The organism is Pedobacter nototheniae, from assembly GCF_004335085.1.
In the GTDB taxonomy this organism is placed as follows: Bacteria; Bacteroidota; Bacteroidia; order Sphingobacteriales; family Sphingobacteriaceae; genus Pedobacter; species Pedobacter nototheniae.
Window position 1 is genome coordinate 61,061 of record NZ_RQRS01000016.1, and the last position, 18,178, is coordinate 79,238.

Annotated in this window: 16 protein-coding genes; 11 read left to right on the forward strand and 5 right to left on the reverse strand. The window is 33.5% G+C overall.

Features of this window, described 5'->3' with window-relative positions:
• Nucleotides 1-159: 159 nt before the first annotated feature.
• Nucleotides 160-1,299: an acyl-CoA dehydrogenase gene (locus EHC72_RS14650; RefSeq protein ID WP_131538464.1), complete on the forward strand. Its 1,140-nt coding sequence runs from the start codon at nucleotides 160-162 to the stop codon at nucleotides 1,297-1,299.
• A 74-nt stretch (nucleotides 1,300-1,373) separates the two neighbouring features.
• Here EHC72_RS14650 and EHC72_RS14655 read toward each other — a convergent pair whose 3' ends face one another.
• Nucleotides 1,374-1,718: a phage holin family protein gene (locus tag EHC72_RS14655; protein WP_131538465.1), complete on the reverse strand. Its 345-nt coding sequence runs from the start codon at nucleotides 1,716-1,718 to the stop codon at nucleotides 1,374-1,376.
• Between the two features lie 18 nt (nucleotides 1,719-1,736).
• Here EHC72_RS14655 and EHC72_RS14660 point away from each other — a divergent pair, with 18 nt between their 5' ends.
• The 8 genes from EHC72_RS14660 to EHC72_RS14695 all read left to right on the forward strand — a co-directional run bounded on the left by EHC72_RS14660 (nucleotide 1,737) and on the right by EHC72_RS14695 (nucleotide 11,374).
• A complete protein-coding gene (locus EHC72_RS14660) occupies nucleotides 1,737-2,168 on the forward strand; it encodes a hypothetical protein (protein ID WP_131538466.1) in 432 nt (143 codons plus the stop codon).
• Between the two features lie 121 nt (nucleotides 2,169-2,289).
• Nucleotides 2,290-2,754, forward strand: coding sequence for a ribosome assembly cofactor RimP (gene rimP / locus EHC72_RS14665; protein ID WP_131538467.1), 465 nt, complete (start codon nucleotides 2,290-2,292; stop codon nucleotides 2,752-2,754).
• A 2-nt stretch (nucleotides 2,755-2,756) separates the two neighbouring features.
• Nucleotides 2,757-4,001: a transcription termination factor NusA gene (gene nusA / locus EHC72_RS14670; protein ID WP_131538468.1), complete on the forward strand. Its 1,245-nt coding sequence runs from the start codon at nucleotides 2,757-2,759 to the stop codon at nucleotides 3,999-4,001.
• Nucleotides 4,002-4,063: 62 nt separating this feature from the next.
• Entirely contained in the window at nucleotides 4,064-7,123 is a 3,060-nt protein-coding gene (gene infB / locus EHC72_RS14675) for a translation initiation factor IF-2 (RefSeq protein ID WP_131538469.1), read from the forward strand.
• Nucleotides 7,124-7,293: 170 nt separating this feature from the next.
• The gene (locus tag EHC72_RS14680; protein WP_131538470.1) at nucleotides 7,294-8,478 is read left to right on the forward strand and encodes a glycosyltransferase family 87 protein; all 1,185 of its coding nucleotides are present in this window, start codon (nucleotides 7,294-7,296) and stop codon (nucleotides 8,476-8,478) included.
• Between the two features lie 157 nt (nucleotides 8,479-8,635).
• On the forward strand, nucleotides 8,636-9,589 hold the full coding sequence (gene rfaE1 / locus EHC72_RS14685) for a D-glycero-beta-D-manno-heptose-7-phosphate kinase (protein ID WP_131538471.1): 954 nt from the start codon (nucleotides 8,636-8,638) through the stop codon (nucleotides 9,587-9,589).
• A 9-nt stretch (nucleotides 9,590-9,598) separates the two neighbouring features.
• Nucleotides 9,599-10,162: a D-sedoheptulose 7-phosphate isomerase gene (gmhA, locus tag EHC72_RS14690; protein ID WP_131538472.1), complete on the forward strand. Its 564-nt coding sequence runs from the start codon at nucleotides 9,599-9,601 to the stop codon at nucleotides 10,160-10,162.
• 135 nt (nucleotides 10,163-10,297) lie between these two features.
• Nucleotides 10,298-11,374 (forward strand): acyltransferase family protein, encoded by a 1,077-nt coding sequence (locus tag EHC72_RS14695; protein WP_131538473.1) that lies wholly within the window; start codon nucleotides 10,298-10,300, stop codon nucleotides 11,372-11,374.
• A gap of 2 nt (nucleotides 11,375-11,376) precedes the next feature.
• On the opposite strand, the gene EHC72_RS14700 is transcribed toward EHC72_RS14695, so the two are convergent.
• A complete protein-coding gene (locus EHC72_RS14700) occupies nucleotides 11,377-12,381 on the reverse strand; it encodes a glycosyltransferase family 2 protein (protein WP_131538474.1) in 1,005 nt (334 codons plus the stop codon).
• A gap of 127 nt (nucleotides 12,382-12,508) precedes the next feature.
• Between EHC72_RS14700 and EHC72_RS14705 the strand changes: the two genes are divergently transcribed.
• Nucleotides 12,509-13,618 carry a glycosyltransferase family 4 protein gene (locus tag EHC72_RS14705; RefSeq protein ID WP_131538475.1) on the forward strand — a complete coding sequence of 370 codons (1,110 nt, stop codon included), beginning with the start codon at nucleotides 12,509-12,511 and terminating at the stop codon, nucleotides 13,616-13,618.
• A 75-nt stretch (nucleotides 13,619-13,693) separates the two neighbouring features.
• Here the strand turns inward: EHC72_RS14705 and EHC72_RS14710 are convergent, their stop codons facing one another.
• From EHC72_RS14710 to EHC72_RS14720, 3 genes are all read right to left on the reverse strand, one after another.
• Nucleotides 13,694-14,806 carry a glycosyltransferase WbsX family protein gene (locus tag EHC72_RS14710; protein ID WP_131538476.1) on the reverse strand — a complete coding sequence of 371 codons (1,113 nt, stop codon included), beginning with the start codon at nucleotides 14,804-14,806 and terminating at the stop codon, nucleotides 13,694-13,696.
• Between the two features lie 134 nt (nucleotides 14,807-14,940).
• On the reverse strand, nucleotides 14,941-15,819 hold the full coding sequence (locus EHC72_RS14715) for a glycosyltransferase family 2 protein (RefSeq protein ID WP_131538477.1): 879 nt from the start codon (nucleotides 15,817-15,819) through the stop codon (nucleotides 14,941-14,943).
• Nucleotides 15,819-16,847 (reverse strand): glycosyltransferase family 2 protein, encoded by a 1,029-nt coding sequence (locus tag EHC72_RS14720; protein WP_131538478.1) that lies wholly within the window; start codon nucleotides 16,845-16,847, stop codon nucleotides 15,819-15,821. The genes EHC72_RS14715 and EHC72_RS14720 overlap by 1 nt, the downstream gene beginning before the upstream one ends.
• Before the next feature lie 223 nt (nucleotides 16,848-17,070).
• Here EHC72_RS14720 and EHC72_RS14725 point away from each other — a divergent pair, with 223 nt between their 5' ends.
• Nucleotides 17,071-18,177 (forward strand): glycosyltransferase family 4 protein, encoded by a 1,107-nt coding sequence (locus EHC72_RS14725; RefSeq protein ID WP_165585837.1) that lies wholly within the window; start codon nucleotides 17,071-17,073, stop codon nucleotides 18,175-18,177.
• Nucleotide 18,178 lies beyond the last annotated feature (1 nt).

The window sequence follows — 18,178 nt, forward strand, 5'->3', positions numbered from 1 at the left end:
TTATCAATTAATACTTTTACTTTGAGTAAATTAACATCTTATACGTTTACTTTAAATAAACTTCAAAACAGCAATATCTGAAATATTTACTATGCAACCATAGTATTTTTGATCTAGAACTCTTACATTTGAAATCTAACCCTTTATACATAAAATGTTATGCATTTTGAATTAACTGAAGAACAAATAATGATTCAGCAAGCTGCCAGAGATTTTGCGCAGCAAGAATTAAAACCAGGCGTTATTGAAAGAGATGAGCATCAGAAATTTCCTGCCGAACAGGTAAAAAAACTGGGCGAACTTGGATTTCTGGGTATGATGGTGAATCCAAAGTATAATGGAAGCGGTCTTGATGCCATTTCTTATGTACTAGTTATGGAAGAACTTTCTAAAATAGACGCATCTGCCTCTGTAGTAGTTTCTGTTAATAACTCTTTAGTATGTTATGGTCTTGAGGCTTATGGAAATGAAGCCCAAAAAGAGAAATATTTAAAACCTTTAGCTGCAGGAGAAAAAATTGGTGCATTTTGCTTATCTGAGCCAGAAGCAGGTTCTGATGCAACTTCGCAACGTACAACCGCCGAAGATAAAGGTGATTACTATTTGCTCAACGGAACCAAAAACTGGATTACCAACGGCAGCACTGCCTCTACTTATATTGTAATAGCGCAAACCCATCCAGAATTAAAACATAAAGGTATTAATGCTTTTATTGTAGAAAAAGGTATGGAAGGTTTCACCGTAGGGCCAAAAGAAAACAAACTGGGTATTCGCGGCTCTGATACACACTCATTAATGTTTAATGATGTTAAAGTACCTAAAGAAAACAGAATTGGAGAAGACGGCTTCGGGTTCAAATTTGCCATGAAAACTTTAGAAGGTGGGCGTATTGGTATTGCTGCGCAAGCTTTGGGTATTGCCCAGGGTGCTTTTGAGTTAGCCACTCAATACGCTAAAGAACGTAAATCTTTTGGTAAGCCTATTTCTGAGCATCAGGCTATAGCTTTTAAACTGGCAGATATGGCTACGCAAATTGAAGCTGCAAGATTACTGGTTTATAAAGCCGCGTGGTTAAAAAATGAAGGCTTACCTTATACGCAGGCAGGCTCTATGGCTAAACTATTTGCTTCCAAAGTGGCAATGGATGTAACCGTTGAAGCCGTTCAGGTTCATGGTGGCTATGGTTTTGTAAAAGAGTATCACGTTGAAAGATTAATGAGAGACGCAAAAATTACTCAAATTTACGAAGGAACATCTGAGATTCAGAAAATGGTTATTTCAAGAGAAGTAATCAGATAGTTATTTGGTGAGCAAAATGCAATTGGCAATTTTCAGTTTATTGTTTTTAACTGAAAATTGCCAACTGTTAATGCTTATTCCTTATCTCCAGCAATTGCACCAAAAATAGCTTTAATCAAAGCCACTACGATTGCCAAAAATACGGCTGGTAAAAATCCGTTAACATGGAAAGAACTCATCATGTTACTTACCAATAAAATCATCAACACGGAGATAATAAAAGATACCAATCCAAGTGTTAAAAAGTTAACAGGAAAAGTTAGTACTCTTAAAATAAAACCAATGGTTGCATTTGCTAGGGCAATTAAAACCGCGGCAATAATGGCATTGCCATAACCATCAACTGTTACACCAGGAACCAGTTTTGCGCCAATAAAAACGGCTAAGCCCATTAAAAGGACTTCGATAATTAATTTCATATTGCTTAATTTAGTAAAATGTATAAACGCCTTTTAAAATATACGGCTATTTCTTTAGTTACAGTTATTGCGTTCTCTTGTTCAGATACAAACAATAAGCCAATTATTAAATTTTCTGCCGATAGTAGTTCAATTGTAATTAAAAATATCGAAGAAGTAAGTTTGCTACAAGTTAAAAATACAATGCAAGCCAATCCAGATTCCAGTCATTTAGTTAATGTACTCTTATCCCCAGGGGATGAAGATAGCTTGCAAACAGAACAAGAAATTGCAGGTAAACTTATTTTAGCTGGTGATTCCTTGATTTTTAAACCCCAAACCGCTTTTTTAAAAGGGAAAAATTATTTGGTAGAAAGCTATATAGATGTACAATTTGGCAACAAGGAAAAACTTTTAAAAGGAACGCTTAAATACAGGCTAGAACCTCAACAGGTTATTCTTAAACGATAAATATTAGTGTAATTTCCTGTCTCTTAGTTTGATTGTTTATAAAAAATTACTACATTTGCATCGTAATCGAAGAAAAGAGAAGGGGACAGTGTCCCCTTTTTCTATGAAATCAGGTTAAAATATGCAGGTAGAAAAGAGAGTTATAGAACTCGTTGAAGAGAAAATTGCCGATCGACCAGAGCTTTTTCTGGTGGAAGTGAAGATGTTGCCAAATAACAAATTAATTATTCATGTTGATGGTGATGAAGGCATAAGCATACAGGATTGTGTTGCAATAAGCAGACATGTTGGTTTTCATTTAGAAGAAGAAAATACAATAGAGCAAGCCTATAATTTAGAAGTTTCTTCTCCAGGAGTGGGAGAGCCTTTAAAACTGATTCGCCAGTACAATAAAAATATTGGCCGTTCAATTAGTATTAAACTTAAAGAAGGTCAGAAAAAAGAAGGCAAACTTTTAGAAGTTACAGAAGATAATCTGTTAATCGAAGAAGTAGTAAAAGAAAAAGGGAAAAAAGCGGTATCAGTTCCAGTAACTGTACCCTTTAATGATATAATAGAAACAAGTGTGTTAATTTCATTTAAATAAAAATGAGTACTACAACAATTAATTTGATTGACTCTTTCCAGGAGTTTAAAGATTTTAAAAATATAGATCGCCCAACGGTGATCAGTGTGTTGGAAGAAGTTTTTCGTAGCATGTTGCGTAAAAAATATGGAACAGACGAAAATTGTGATGTTATTGTGAACCCGGATAATGGAGATTTAGAGATCTGGAGAACAAGAAAAGTGATGGAAGATGGTTTCTCTGAAGATGATGATTTAGAAATTGAATTAGCTGATGTACATAAACTAGATTCTACTTTAGAGGTTGGTGATGACTATATCGAGCAAATTACCTTAGAAAGTTTCGGCCGTAGAGCAATTTTAGCAGCACGCCAAACCTTAGTTTCTAAAGTATTGGAATTAGAGAAAGATGAGATCTTTAAAAAATATAAAGATCGTGTTGGTGAAATCATTACAGGTGAAGTTTATCAGGTTTGGAAAAAGGAAACTTTAGTTTTAGATGATGAAGGTAACGAACTTTTAATGCCTAAAACAGAACAAATTCCTGCAGATTATTTCAAAAAAGGTGATTCTGTGAGAGCAGTAATCTCTAAAGTAGAAATGATTAATGCAAACCCTAAAATCATTATTTCAAGAACAGCACCTGAGTTTTTACAACGCTTATTCGAACTTGAAGTTCCTGAGATTTTTGATGGCCTAATTACGGTTAAGAAAATTGTTCGCGAACCAGGAGAACGTGCTAAAGTTGCTGTAGAATCTTACGATGATCGTATCGATCCAGTTGGAGCATGTGTGGGTATGAAAGGATCACGTATTCACGGTATTGTTAGAGAATTGAAAAACGAAAATATTGATGTGATTAATTTCACAAACAATCTTTCATTATATATTACCCGTGCGTTAAGCCCGGCAAAAATCACTTCAATTAAATTGGATGATGAAACAAAACATGCATCGGTTTACTTAAAACCCGATCAGGTTTCATTAGCAATTGGCCGTGGAGGACACAACATTAAATTGGCTGGTAAATTAACCGGCTATGAAATTGATGTGTATCGCGAAGCTGGTGAAGAAAGTGATGAAGATGTTGATTTAGAAGAATTCTCAGATGAGATTGATAGCTGGATCATTGATGAATTAAAGGCTATCGGTTGCGATACTGCTAAGAGTGTTTTAGCACTTACAGTAGAAGATTTGGTAAAACGCACCGACCTTGAAGAAGAAACCATTAAAGAAGTGGTTCAGATTTTGCAATCAGAATTTGAATAAGTGGTGTAATTGCCAAATAAACACTACTTTTGTATTAATAAGAAAAAAATAACAGGAGATAAATGTCAGACGACAAACCAATCATTTTAATTAAAGCTATTAAAGAACTTAATATAGGCATGGGTACTGCCGTAGAGTTTTTAAACAAAAAAGGCTTCTCAGCTGAGAAAAGCCCTATGTTTAAACTTACGGGAGACATGTACAGTGCCTTGTTAAAAGAGTATCAGGGAGATAAGATCGTAAGAGAAGAAGCCAAACAAATAGTGATTGGTAAAATACGTCGTGACGAGCCTGAAACTGAAAAACCAGCCGAAGCGCCGAAGAAAAGTGCCGACTTTGAAAAAAGTGATGAGATTTTAATTAAAAATGCTCAAACTTTTACCCCACCTGTAGAAAAACCTAAAGCAGAACAACCAAAAGTTGAAGCAGCTCCGGTTACTCCACCTGTGGCTACACCAGAGCCGGTTAAAGAGAATAAAACTGAAGATAAAGCAGAAGAAGGTAGCTTGCCAGGTGTTAAAATTGTAGGAAAGATCGATTTAAACGATCTTAATACAAAAACTCGTCCTGTTAAAAAGGATGAAGCGCCTGTTACACCAGCACCTGCTCCGGTAGTAAAAGCCGAAGAACCAGCTAAACCAGTTGAGCAACCAAAAACAGAGGTTAAACCTGTTGAGGTTAAAAAGGAAGAAGCACAGGCAGCGCCAGCAACTCCAGCTCCTGTGGTTAATAAACCTGCAGAACCTGTGAAACCAGTTGAGCAACCAAAACCAGAAGTTAAACCGGCAGAAGTTAAACCAGTAAGTAACGAGCCTGAGGTTATTAAAGCACGTACGGTTAAATTAACCGGACCTAACATTATCGGTAAAATTGTTTTACCAACTACACCGGATAGAAGAAACGGTCCCGTAGCATCATCTAGCGATAGTGAAGCTGCTAAACGTAAACGCAAACGTAAAAAAACTCCAGGAGCACCAGGGCAACATGGTGGTCAAGGCCAGCAAGGTCAAAATCCTGCAGGTCAGGGTCAAGGCGGAGCGCCAGGGCAACCTCGTCAACCTTACCAAGGCAACCGTCCGGCAGGTGGTGGTACTCCATATCAGGGTAATAGACCAGCAAGTGGTACACCTTATCAAGGAAATAGAAATAACAACAGACCAGGTTTTCAAAATAGAAATGCTACACCAAGCGGACCTAAGGAAGAACCTACTGAGAAAGAAATACAAGATCAGATTAAAGCAACACTTGCTCGTTTAAGTGGAGCAGGTAAATCTGGTAAGTTTGCTCAACGTGCTAAATTACGTCGTCAAAAACGTGATGATGTAGCAACATCAGCAGAAGAAGCAGCAAACGAATTAGAATCGCAGTCGAAAATATTAAAAGTAACAGAATTTGTTACGGCTAATGAGTTGGCGAGCATGATGGACGTACCAGTTACCAAAATTATTGGTACTTGTATGAGCCTTGGAATGTTCGTTTCCATTAACCAACGTTTAGATGCCGAAACTTTAACAATTGTAGCAGATGAGTTTGGTTACGAAATTCAATTCGTTAAGCCAGATGAAGATGAAGAAAACGTAATTGAAGAAGAAGATAACGAGGCTGATTTAATTGAAAGAGCACCAGTTGTGACCATTATGGGGCACGTCGATCACGGTAAAACATCATTGCTGGATTATATCCGTAAAGCAAATGTAGTAGCTGGTGAGGCAGGTGGTATTACCCAGCACATTGGTGCTTACATGGTAACAACCCCAACAGGTAAAAAAGTTACTTTCTTAGATACACCAGGTCACGAAGCCTTTACCGCGATGCGTGCACGTGGAGCTAAGGCAGCCGATATTGCAATTATTGTAATTGCTGCGGATGATGCCGTAATGCCTCAAACAAAGGAGGCTATTAACCACGCACAGGCAGCAGGTGTGCCTTTAGTATTTGCTTTTACCAAAGTAGATAAACCAGGTGCAAATGCAGATAAGGTACGTGAGCAGTTATCAGTAATGAATATTTTGGTTGAAGATTGGGGTGGTAAATATCAATCACAAGAAATCTCAAGCAAAAGCGGCTTAAATGTTGATTTACTTTTAGATAAAGTATTATTAGAAGCTGAGTTATTAGAACTTAAAGCTAATCCAAATAAGAGAGCTACAGGTACCGTAATTGAATCGGCTTTAGATAAAGGACGTGGTATTGTAACTACAGTATTGGTTCAGGCTGGTACGTTAAGAGTTGGTGATCCAATTTTAGCAGGTAGTTATAGCGGACGTGTAAAAGCATTAACCAATGAGCGTGGTGCTAAGGTAGACTCAGCAGGTCCATCACAACCCGTACAGGTTTTGGGTATGCAAGGTGCACCTACAGCAGGTGATCGTTTTAATGCCTTAGAAAGTGAAACTGAAGCACGTGATATTGCAAACAAACGTATGCAGTTACAACGTGAACAAGGTTTACGTACGCAGAAACACATTACATTAGATGAGATCGGTCGTCGTTTGGCAATTGGTAACTTTAAAGAACTTAACATCATTGTTAAAGGTGATGTGGATGGTTCAATCGAGGCATTATCAGATTCATTATTGAAACTATCTACTGAGCAAATCCAAATCAATGTGATTAGTAAAGGAGTTGGTCAAATCTCTGAATCAGATGTATTATTAGCTTCGGCTTCTGATGCTATTATTATCGGTTTCCAGGTTCGTCCATCAACTGGAGCACGTAAGTTAGCTGAGCAAGAGCAAATCGATATCCGTTTATATTCTATCATCTACGATGCAATCAACGAGATTAAATCAGCGATGGAAGGTATGTTAGATCCGGAATTTGAAGAGAAAATTGTTGCTAACGTTGAAATTCGTGAGACTTTCAAAATCACTAAAGTGGGTACCATTGCAGGTTGTATGGTATTAGATGGTAAAATTACCCGTAACAGCAAAATCCGTATCGTACGTGATGGTGTTGTAGTTTACACAGGTGAATTAGCATCCTTAAAACGCTTTAAAGATGACGTTAAAGAGGTTCTTAAAGGTTACGAGTGTGGTTTAAACATTCAAAACTTTAATAACATCGAAGTTGGCGATATTGTAGAAGCTTACGAACAAGTTGAAGTAGCAAGAAAACTTTAACAGTTTAAAAACTATATACAAAGAGGCTTAAGAAATTAAGCCTCTTTTTTTGTTTAAATTTTTGTGCCAAGATTTAAATTGTCTTCTTTTATAGTGTTCTATTTTAAGATTATAGGTATGTTTGAACCATATTTTGACTAATCATCAACTCCAAACAACTTAATTGCCCAATGCGCCCCTTTAAAAGTTTAAAATCCTTTTTCAGCAATAAGAAATATATCTATATCCTATATTTGATTTTGGCAGTTGTAACAGCCATTAAACAATATAACCACGGGAGTTATAACAATTACTTAATTTATAAGTATGCTTTTTTCCATGCGGTAGAAAAACTTACGCTATATGGCAATTATTTAGCGCAATATAATGACAGTAATCATTATGGCATTTTATTTAGTATAATAATTGCACCCTTTGCAATTTTACCCGATGCTGTTGGAACAGTTTTATGGAACGTCGCTAATGTGGCTTTATTAATTTATGCAATAAATAAACTGCCAATATCAGATACTAAAAAAGCATTTATTTGTTGGATCAGCTCAAATGAATTAATCACAAGCTTGCTAAGTTTTCAGTTTAATGTTGGTTTGGCTGGAATAATATTGTTAAGCTTTGCCTACATAGAAAGAAAAAAGGAAATTCAATCTGCTTTTGCTATCGTAATCGGCACATTTGTTAAACTTTATGGTATCGTTGGACTGGCTTTTTTCTTTTTTATTCAAAATAAAAAGAAGTTTATTATTGGTGTTATTATAGCGGCAATTATACTGTTTTTACTACCGATGACAATATCTTCTCCAGATTTTGTTGTAAATTCTTATGTTGAATGGTACAGAAGTTTAGCCGCTAAAAATGCGGGAAATGCTGATTTAACAAGTATGCAAGATATTAGTTTAATGGGAATGGTACGCCGCATTTTTCATAACCCACAAATTAGTAACCTACCCTTTTTATTAGTCGGGTGCTTAATCTTCGGGCTTACTTATATTAGAATTAGTCAATATAAATATCTTGCTTATAGATTAGCGATATTATGCTCTACATTAATTTTTACTGTAATTTTTAGTTCCGGATCAGAATCTCCTACTTACATTATTGCATTTTTAGGTGTAGCAATATGGTATTTTACGCTTGGAGAACCAAAACAAGATTACCGTTTATATCTATTTATATTTGCTATTCTTTTAACCTCACTGTCTCCTACTGATATCTTCCCAAGGTATATTAGAGATCATTACATTATAAAATACTCTCTTAAAGCATTACCATGCGTAATCATTTGGATAGATTTGATCTATCAATTGCTGAGAAGAGATTTTTCGAAAAATAATATAGAGGAAAAAGTTGTAATCTAAGTTGGCTCACTGGAGTAAAAAACGAGAATATTTTCTTAATTAAATAATGCAGGATGATTTTCCAATATTAATTGTTACCAATATAAAACGTATTTTTGTGTTTAGTTGTTGATTTATGTAACGAGTATGATCGTTTAAACTAATATCAAAGTAAAAATTGAATAACATTAAAAATACAGCAATAAAGGTTCTGGTAATTGGAGATATCATGATTGATCATTATATCTATGGTAATTGCAACAGAATATCTCCAGAAGCACCCGTACAGGTTGTTGAAATACAAAAAGAGGAATATACCTTAGGTGGTGCAGGAAATGTACTTAAAAACCTTATTTCTTTTAATTGCGAAGTTGATATCGTTTCTATTATTGGTAATGATGAGCAAGGGCAATTGGTTTTAAATCAGTTATCTACATTTAACAGTAATGGCGATGGTATAATTAAAGATGATTCTCGTTGTACTACTGTAAAATCAAGAGTGCTGGCTTCTAATCATCACCTTATTAGGTTAGATAGAGAAAATACTACCGCAATTAACCAATCGACCGAAAAAAGTATTGTAGAAGTTCTTAAAAAGAAGATCGATTTATTTGATATCGTATTAATTTCTGATTACAACAAAGGGCTTTTAACAAAAACACTGTTGGCAGAAATTTTTACTTTATGTAAAGCAAGCAATAAAACCACACTTGTTGATCCTAAAGGGACTGATTTTTCAAAATATAAAGGCGCAAATATTATAAAGCCAAATAAAAAAGAAGCGGCTTTGGCTACTGGAGTAAGTATTAAAAACCATGCAGATTTGGAACAAGCCTGTATGCTTTTGCAAGAAATCACAGGGTGTGATGAGGTTATTATAACACTATCAGAAGAAGGAATTGCTTTTTATTCTGGTGATAAGCTTAACCTAATACCAACAAAAGCCTTGGATGTAATTGACGTAACAGGTGCAGGAGATACAGTTTTAGCTTCAATTGGTGTATCAATAGCTTCTAATAAATCAATAGCAGAAGCTTGCAACTTTGCCAATCATGCTGCTGCAATAGTAGTTAGTAAAGTGGGAAGTGCAGTAGCGAGCTATGAAGAAATTCAAGAAAAGTTTCCTAACTAAACTACTAAAATGCACGAACAGATAAAATCAATTTTTAACGAACATATAGAAGTTGCCAATAAAACACTATCTCAAACTAGTGAGCTAATAAATAGAGCCTCCGAGGTTATTATTGAATGTTTAAAGAACGGCAATAAAGTTTTGCTTTTTGGAAACGGTGGTAGCGCTGCTGATGCGCAACATATTGCTGCTGAATTTACAGGAAGATTTTTTAAAGAACGTAAATCACTGCCAGCAATTGCTTTAACTACGGATACATCAGCGATTACTGCGATCGGAAACGATTATGGCTTTGAACGTATTTTTTCAAGACAGGTAGAAGGCTTGGCTAATTCAGGAGATGTTTTAATCGGAATTTCAACAAGCGGCCATAGTCCGAATGTAATAAAAGCACTGGAACTAGGACGTGATTTAGGTTGTAAAACCATTGGTTTAACAGGCAGAGATGGTGGAAGCATGAATAATTTTTGTGATTTAAATATTATTGTCCCTTCGGATGTTACAGCTAGGATTCAGGAAATGCATATCCTTATTGGTCATATTATTTGTACCGCTATTGATGCTGCATATTAAATAGATATTTATCATTCAAACAAACTACAAACGGTTAATTTAACATTAATTAAGAACTGTAATATTTCTTATACTAATGATTTAAACTTTAATGTTAAGTCTAATTTTACAACTTCAATACGTTACTAAATATTTATGGAGAGTAAGCTGAAGGCTGAGGGTAAAAATTTTGATTTTGTAGATACCATAAGATGTATTTCTATGATGGGAATTGTTTGGGAACATAGCCGTATTTATTTAGGACCTAAATATAATTCTTTTGGGTCTATCCTTGTTGAAGCCAGTTCCATTCAGTTTTTTAAATTCTCTACCATAGCTTTCTTTTTAATTGGAGGCTTCTTAATAAATCATAAATTTCAAGAATATTCTGCTATACAGTATTTGAAAAATAGATTTAAAAGTACTGTAAAACCCTGGCTCTTTTGGATGTTTATTTTTATTACACTTACCGTGTTAGATAGGTGGATTGCTTATAGTAAGGGAAGTGATGGTGGATTGATGGTTTCAAATTTCTTTAAATATATTACTGATTATTTTGTTTGGGTATTATTTTTTAGCCCCTATTGGTTTATATTGAATTTTTTAATCTGTATAAGTATACTTTTAATATTTAAAAAGCAATTGTACAACTATAAATTAGGGATAATGCTAGGGCTTATTTCGTTAGTTTACAGTGTCAATTTATATTTTCGTTGGTTCGAAACGTCACATACTTCTGCTCTTTTTGGTTTCGTTTTTTATTTATGGGTTGGTGTGTATTTAAATAAACATTATAGTTTAATACTAGGATTTCTAAGAAAAACACCTTGGGTTTTCTGGATAATCATGATTGTATTATCTTTTACCTTAGCGATATCAGAATCTTTATATTTGACTAACCTTGGTAACGAGGACGCCTATAACACCCTAAGAATTTCAAATATATTTTATTCATTTGTTGTATTTGGAGCATTGCTAAAAATAGGAAACATTAAAGGTTTAAGTTATTTAAAACCCCGCGAAACTACATTTGGAATTTACCTGATCCACATTATTATAATAGAAAGATTTTTGCCACTCATATTTCAGCCACTTAAATTAGATGTAATGCATTATACCGTATGGCAAAATTTAGGCTTGCTTATTACTCGGTTTTTAATTGCCTATTTTATGAGTTATTTTTTAACTAGGTTGATAATAAGGACAAAAATGAAATGGTCTATTGGAAGATAGCCTTAAAAAATGTTTTTAAGACTTCTTTTTAAGGCCTTTCTAAATCTTTTAAAATTAAAATTAGTAAGGCTAAATACTTCTTTTCTGAAATACCACTTTAGATTGAGCATGTTGACATTTGGCGACATTAAAATTTCTAGCCATTTTTTAAATAAATATTTTTCTAGTCTTGACTGATCATATCTGTTCGATTTTTTGTTCGCTAATTTAAGCTCATTAAAAAAGGCCAAATAACGATTTAAATGAGCTGCATTAAAGCTTCCCTTAAATAACTCCATATGTATGCTTAGCAAATCGCTATTTGCTTCAATACCGATTTTATTCAGTAGGTTTCTTAAAATTCTTTGCTCTTGCTGAAATAATATTTCTGAATTTAAAAAAGATGTATTATTAGAATGTATCCTATACTCAACAAGTACATGGTCAATATTTGCGATTTTATGATTTTCCGAAATTCTGCTGAAGAGATCGAAATCTTCCGCAGGGGCGTAATCTCTATAACCATTAAGATCATTAAAAACTTCCCTTTTAAACATAGTTGTGGAGTTAACAAAAGGGTTACCAAAAAGCATAAAAAGATCTACATCATTATCTACAGGTACATTTAATCTCTGGCCAGTTTTCGTACTGTTTTCATCAATAATATTTGCATGACCACCGCATAAAGCAACATCTGGTTGATTTTTTAAGAAATCGTACAACAACTTTAATCTGTCTTTATACGCAATATCATCACTATCCAAAATGGCAATATATTCTCCTTTAGCCAATTCTAATAGTCTGTTTCTAGTAAAAACTAAGCCCTTATTGCCTTCATTATGAGCTAAAACTATTCTTTCATCTTTAAAAGTTTTCACAATTGAAACTGTATCATCTGTTGAGCCATCATTTAAAACAATTAATTCAAAATCGGTGAAAGTTTGGTCGAGAATACTTTCTATTGATCTTTTAATATGATTACTTTCATTATATGCCGCCATAAAGACGGTAATTTTGGGTGTTGACATAATTTTTGATTGAATCTTGCCTGTGGCTTAAATGCTGACGGAAAATAATGTAAAATTATAAATTATTTATTCTTTAATTTGCGCAAATGTTAAACAGGTAATAACTATTGTTTATACAAAGGCTTGGATGAAGAAAATATTATTTATAACGCATAATTTGGGTAGAACAGGTTCTGAAATGTTACTTTGGTACTCATTGACCCATTTAAATAAGGATAAATATTTACCTCTTTTATACACAAAAGACAAAGGTGTATTGGTTGATGAACTCCCTTCTGAAATAAAGCATTTTTTGCCCTATAAAAAAAATCCTAAAAGATCTTTAAGGCTTTTAAGATCGGTTTTGAAAATATTTAAGATCGATTCATTCGAATATCAGTTAAAGCACATTACTGAAAAAAATAATGTTGATTTCTGGTATGTAAATACTATAGTTCTACCTGAGTTTTATCCTTTAGCTAAAAAATTAGGTGTTAAAATAATTACGCATGCACATGAGTTACCACTTGCTTATAATTTTATTTCATACAAAGGATTAGAGACCATTATTTCTTCATCAGAAGTACTAATAGGATGCTCGAAAGCTGTATGTGAAAAAATAAGCGGTATGGGAAGAGATGATGTAAAATTATTATATGGTTTTATAGATAATAATAAAGTTCAATTTACAAAGCCAGCTAAAGACATAAGATCTAATCTAGGTTTTAGTGCGGATGAATTTATATGGGCTATTTCTGGTAAAACATCCTTAATAAAAGGGGTTGATTTTCTAGTTTCATTAGCAAAAGAACTTCCAGAGAATGTTAAAATAATCTGGATTGGCGGAGAGGAAGATACTGGAATTTATTACTACGCGAAAAAAACCTTAGAGAATTTATTCCCTGGAAAGGTTACTTTTTTAGGGGCTCAAAGTGGTGATTATTATAACTACCTTAATTCTGCAGATGCATTTTTATTAACCTCTCGCGAAGATTCTTTCCCCCTTGTGATGTTAGAAGCAGCAGCTTTGGGTAAACCAATTGTAGGTTTTAAATCGGGCGGAATTAGCGAATTCATAAAAGAAAATACAGGTATTGTTGTAGATTCCTGGAGAACTAAGGATTTAGCCACAGCGATGATGGAAGTAAAAGATAATCCTGAAAGATTTTCTATTGACGCTATAAAGGCAGAAGCAGCCCGTTATGAAGTGAAAAAGCAGGTGGCTCTACTTGAAAATATATTAGATGGTGTATCTTAATATATAAAAGCTGAAGTTATTTTATAAAGTTAAATAATGCATTACATACACGCTTATGTAGGTAATGCACGAAGTTTATAACTTTAAGCCATTCTTTAAAGCCTGCAAATAACTATGCCCATATTTTTGATCTGGTTCTAGATGACAGCCTTCTGCCCATTCATTCCAGGCATTAATGAATATAATACGCTCATCCCCTTCAAAGTTTTCTTTTGTATAGGCGACGGTTTTTTCTACCCAGTTTTGAAATTTTTCAGGACTCGAGTTAACGAATATTGTAGCGTTATTTTTTCTTCTTGCTGAGTTATCCCAAGAAGGAAAAACTGAACGAAAATATTTATATTTTTTTGGAGATTTTATACTCATTATATCCGCCATATCTTTATAGTCGTAAACATTATTGCTCAGGAAGGCACTCTTTTTTAAAGCGGTTTTATGCATTAACTTTCTAAAAAAATGACTTATTGGCTTTTTCTTGCTATATTTTTTAACATCCATAGCAAAATCTGGTGCAAACTCCATGCTGGCATCAAAGTCATGCATTTTAGGGTCGAGATCTTTTAGGAAATTTTCCACCCTAATAAGGTATATATCTTCAAATCCAGCTTTTTTAACCTCTTCTCTCCAAATACTAACCGCCTCATTAATTTGAGGGTGAAGTTCGGATCTGTATACCAAAAAAACAGGTTTCCCATCTATTTTAATATATCTTTCATCCTTAAAAAATGGAATTAAATACTTTATGTGCTCATAATCATCTTTTAAGTTATAATCCTGCTTTATTAGTACATTTTTTTCTAAACCATCCCACCTTCTCGTCCAATTTTCATTAGCCCAGCATAAACAAAATGGAAAATTTGGATTTTTTGAATTAAGCATCTGTTCAATTGGTCTCTCCATCAAAAGTTTGCCATTAAACCAATAATGATAGAAGCAAAAACCATGAATGCCATAACTTTTTGCTAATTGAGCTTGGGCAATCATAGTTTCTAATAATCTTAGGTCGTAAAAGCCTAAATCGGTAGGTAGGTGTGGTTGGTAGTGATGTTTAAATTTTGGTGCAGATTTGGTAACATTTGTCCATTCAGTAAAGCCCTTGCCCCACCACTCATCATTCTCTTTAAATGGATGAAATTGTGGTAAGTAGATTGCAATAGCTTTAACATCGTCTAGGGTTAAATGATTCATAAATGAACGGTAAATATTGTAAGTAAGTTTTGCAAATTAATAAGAGCTGAACTAATTAATTTCGCCTAAGTTAATCAAAGAAAAATGTATTAAAAAAATGAAAATGTTTAGCTCCAATTTTTGAATACTAACGCTTATTTCAATTTAAGGGCAAAATTTAATCTACTAAGCCATTTCCTTGGTTTTCTATCAGGAAAATATTCATTGTAATGTTTTACAATAAGGTTTGTTAAAAAGAAGCTGAAGCTTTTCTGATAGGCATTAGCTATTTTATTTACTAAGTTTTTGTCTTCTGCACTAAGGCCGTTATAATTTTTTACCAGCTGCAAATTAGTGTTGATTTCATCGTTAAGTACTTTTTTTGCTTCTTTTTTATAGGCATTAAAAGTAACTGATTTTCGGTGCATGCGGTGTAGAGTAAGGCATTGGTTAACGCACACGGCTTGGTTGTGGTAAGTTGCTACAAAACCCATCCACCAATCATAATAACCTCTTGCCGGAATGGGTGTAAAATGCTTAAGAGAAGATCTATTAAACATAGAAGTATGCCCCGTTACAGAGTTGTAAAACAAAAAGCTTTTAAATGATTTTCCTTCTAGCGTGAAATCCGATTTTAATATTTGTTTGCCAAGATCTTTCCCTTCATCATCAATCAATTCTGAATTTGAAAAAACCAACCACTTATCTTTAATATTAGCCAATAAAATTTCGAGTTTATTAGGTAGCCAAATGTCATCCTGGTCACTAATGGCAATATATTCTCCTGTTGTAAGATTAATTGCTTTTTCGAAATTTTTATTAAAACCCAGGTTTTGCGTATTTCTAAATGATTTTATTTGCGGATAATGTACGGCAAGGTTTTCACTAATTTGGAAAGTATTATCTGTAGAGCAGTCATCCAAAATAATAAGTTCAATGTTTTTATGAGTTTGGTTTAAAATACTTTTCACCTGCTCTTCCAAAAACTGAGCGCCATTATAAGTGCAAAGGGCAATAGAAATTAATGGCTCCATTATAATATTGTTTCGGTGTTACTTCTTGATTGTTTTTTGGTGGCTAACTTTATAAATTGTCTAAAGTTAAAGTGTTTGATAGAAAACAGTTCAGATTTTATAAACTTGCTTAACTGATTTTTTTCCTTGCTGAAAAATAAGAAGTTGAACCACTCTTTTTGCAGCATAATTTCTAACAATGTGTTATTATAGCTTTGCTTTTTTTGATTCGAATTTTTTATTTTTAACAAATGCATTTCAATTTTATGCATATCAATATTGTCAAAATTTCTTGTTAAAAAGCTGTGGTGAATCAATATGTTTGCCTCTGGCACTTTTTCGCCGAATAAATTTGAAAGAAGATAATTAATAGTCTTCATTTCACTTTGGTTCATTTCTACACGTTTTTTTGAAGTAATATTTTCGGCATGTATTCGATATAAAAGAAGGTTTTCATTTAAGTTTGCTACCTCATAATTTAACGCAATTTGTGAAAACAAGTAGTAATCTTCAGCATACTGATATTCAATATCATATTTAAATTCCTTTGCTATCTTGGAATCAAACATCACCGAAGGATGAATAAAACTATTTCTAAAAAGATGATTAACCTTAATTTCTTCTGAAAAAAAAGGTCTTCTTAATTTGTACATCTTTTCTCCGTTTTCATTTATAGCGATTGCCTGCGAACCACACATTTTACAAGATGGATTTGATTGCATATAGTCCATTTGCTTTTCTAATCGCGTTGGGAGCGCTATATCATCAGCGTCTATTCTGGCAATATATTTTCCTCGACTAAGCTCAAGACCAATATTAAGTGTTGCTACAATGCCTTTGTTTTGTTCGTTTTTTATATACGTGATTCGTGGATCAGTAAAGGAATTAATAATTTCTTCTGAACGATCTATGCTTCCATCATTTATAATTAAAAATTCAAATTTGGTAAGTGTTTGGTTAAGAATACTGTTAATGGTCTCTTTTAAATACTTTTCGCCATTATGAACTGGCATTAAAACGGTTAATAATATTTCTGGAGTATCTGTCATTTAGATAAAGTATTTAAAAGGCCAAGATTACATTGAAAGCCGGTGATGCAATGAAACAAAAGTAAAAATAAATAAAGCTTTAACGATGGAGCAAAGTTTATTTTTAGTGTGGAAGTATAAGCTTGAAAAGTCTAAATAATTTTTTATGCATCTTTGGAGAATATTTAATCTTATCAGATTAAAAGAATATAGGAGATTTGAAACTCAGCTCTTAAAAACAAACATGAAAAAAGTTTTATTTATCACCCCATTTTTTGGAAGAACAGGTTCTGAAATGCAGTTATTTTATATTCTGCAAAATCTCGACCAACAAAATATTAAGCCATATTTATTTTCTAGAAATAATGGTGTGCTTGTAAAAGAGCTTTCCGATAATATTCCTTCATTTGTTGGCTATAAGCAGCATCCGAATTTTTTGTATAAAATTTTCAGATTGTTATTATATACTGTAAATATCAATCCTGTTGAGTTTCAGTTACGTTTATTACAGAAAAAGATAAAAGCCGATTGCTGGTATATAAATACAATAGCAAACAGAGATGCCTTTAGTATTGCAAAAAAACTAGGAATAAAAGTGATTTCTCATGTGCACGAATTGCCATTATCTTATAGTTTGGTTAAAGCAGGCTCCATAAAAAATATGTTAAGCTCAGGAATGTGCATTGGTTGTTCTAAAATTGTATGCGAAAAGCTTGAAGATATGGGGCATAAAAACGTTCAATTACTTTATGGTTTTGTTGATGATGAGAAAATCAATCTATCGGAAAATAATGATGCCATTAAACAGCAATTTGGAATTAAGATTGATGATTTTGTTTGGATAATTTCTGGTAACACTTCTACAATAAAAGGGATTGATTTTCTTATTCCTTTGGTTAAAGAATTAAAACATAACCATAAAATAATTTGGATTGGTGGAGTAGAAAGTAATGGAACAATGTGTTACGCGGAAGAATCCATTAGGGCAAATTTTTCTGATAGGGTATTTTTTGCGGGTAAAAAATCGACAGATTATTACGATTATTTTAATATTGGACATGCTTATCTTTCCCTATCGCGGGAAGATTCTTTCCCATTGGTGATGATTGAGGCAGCCCATTTAGGTAAGCCCATTGCAGGCTTTAATTCCGGTGGGATAAATGAATTTGTAAAAGAGGATATTGGTATTGTTATAGATCAGCTTAATTTTAAGGCACTAGCAAATGCTATGGAGCAAATAGAAACCAATTACGAAAGCTACGATCAAAACAAAATAAAAGCCTACGCTAAAACATTTAATGTTAAAGAGCAAACCCGAAAATTAACTGAAATGCTAGAGCTTTATATTTAGC

Excerpts from the sequence above, each read along its gene's own strand:
- EHC72_RS14650 (WP_131538464.1), top strand. The coding sequence starts at position 160 with ATGCATTTTGAATTAACTGAAGAACAAATAATGATTCAGCAAGCTGCC.
- EHC72_RS14655 (WP_131538465.1), bottom strand. The coding sequence starts at position 1,718 with ATGAAATTAATTATCGAAGTCCTTTTAATGGGCTTAGCCGTTTTTATT.
- EHC72_RS14660 (WP_131538466.1), top strand. The coding sequence starts at position 1,737 with ATGTATAAACGCCTTTTAAAATATACGGCTATTTCTTTAGTTACAGTT.
- rimP (WP_131538467.1), top strand. The coding sequence starts at position 2,290 with ATGCAGGTAGAAAAGAGAGTTATAGAACTCGTTGAAGAGAAAATTGCC.
- nusA (WP_131538468.1), top strand. The coding sequence starts at position 2,757 with ATGAGTACTACAACAATTAATTTGATTGACTCTTTCCAGGAGTTTAAA.
- infB (WP_131538469.1), top strand. The coding sequence starts at position 4,064 with ATGTCAGACGACAAACCAATCATTTTAATTAAAGCTATTAAAGAACTT.
- EHC72_RS14680 (WP_131538470.1), top strand. The coding sequence starts at position 7,294 with ATGCGCCCCTTTAAAAGTTTAAAATCCTTTTTCAGCAATAAGAAATAT.
- gmhA (WP_131538472.1), top strand. The coding sequence starts at position 9,599 with ATGCACGAACAGATAAAATCAATTTTTAACGAACATATAGAAGTTGCC.
- EHC72_RS14695 (WP_131538473.1), top strand. The coding sequence starts at position 10,298 with ATGGAGAGTAAGCTGAAGGCTGAGGGTAAAAATTTTGATTTTGTAGAT.
- EHC72_RS14700 (WP_131538474.1), bottom strand. The coding sequence starts at position 12,381 with ATGTCAACACCCAAAATTACCGTCTTTATGGCGGCATATAATGAAAGT.
- EHC72_RS14705 (WP_131538475.1), top strand. The coding sequence starts at position 12,509 with ATGAAGAAAATATTATTTATAACGCATAATTTGGGTAGAACAGGTTCT.
- EHC72_RS14710 (WP_131538476.1), bottom strand. The coding sequence starts at position 14,806 with ATGAATCATTTAACCCTAGACGATGTTAAAGCTATTGCAATCTACTTA.
- EHC72_RS14715 (WP_131538477.1), bottom strand. The coding sequence starts at position 15,819 with ATGGAGCCATTAATTTCTATTGCCCTTTGCACTTATAATGGCGCTCAG.
- EHC72_RS14720 (WP_131538478.1), bottom strand. The coding sequence starts at position 16,847 with ATGACAGATACTCCAGAAATATTATTAACCGTTTTAATGCCAGTTCAT.
- EHC72_RS14725 (WP_165585837.1), top strand. The coding sequence starts at position 17,071 with ATGAAAAAAGTTTTATTTATCACCCCATTTTTTGGAAGAACAGGTTCT.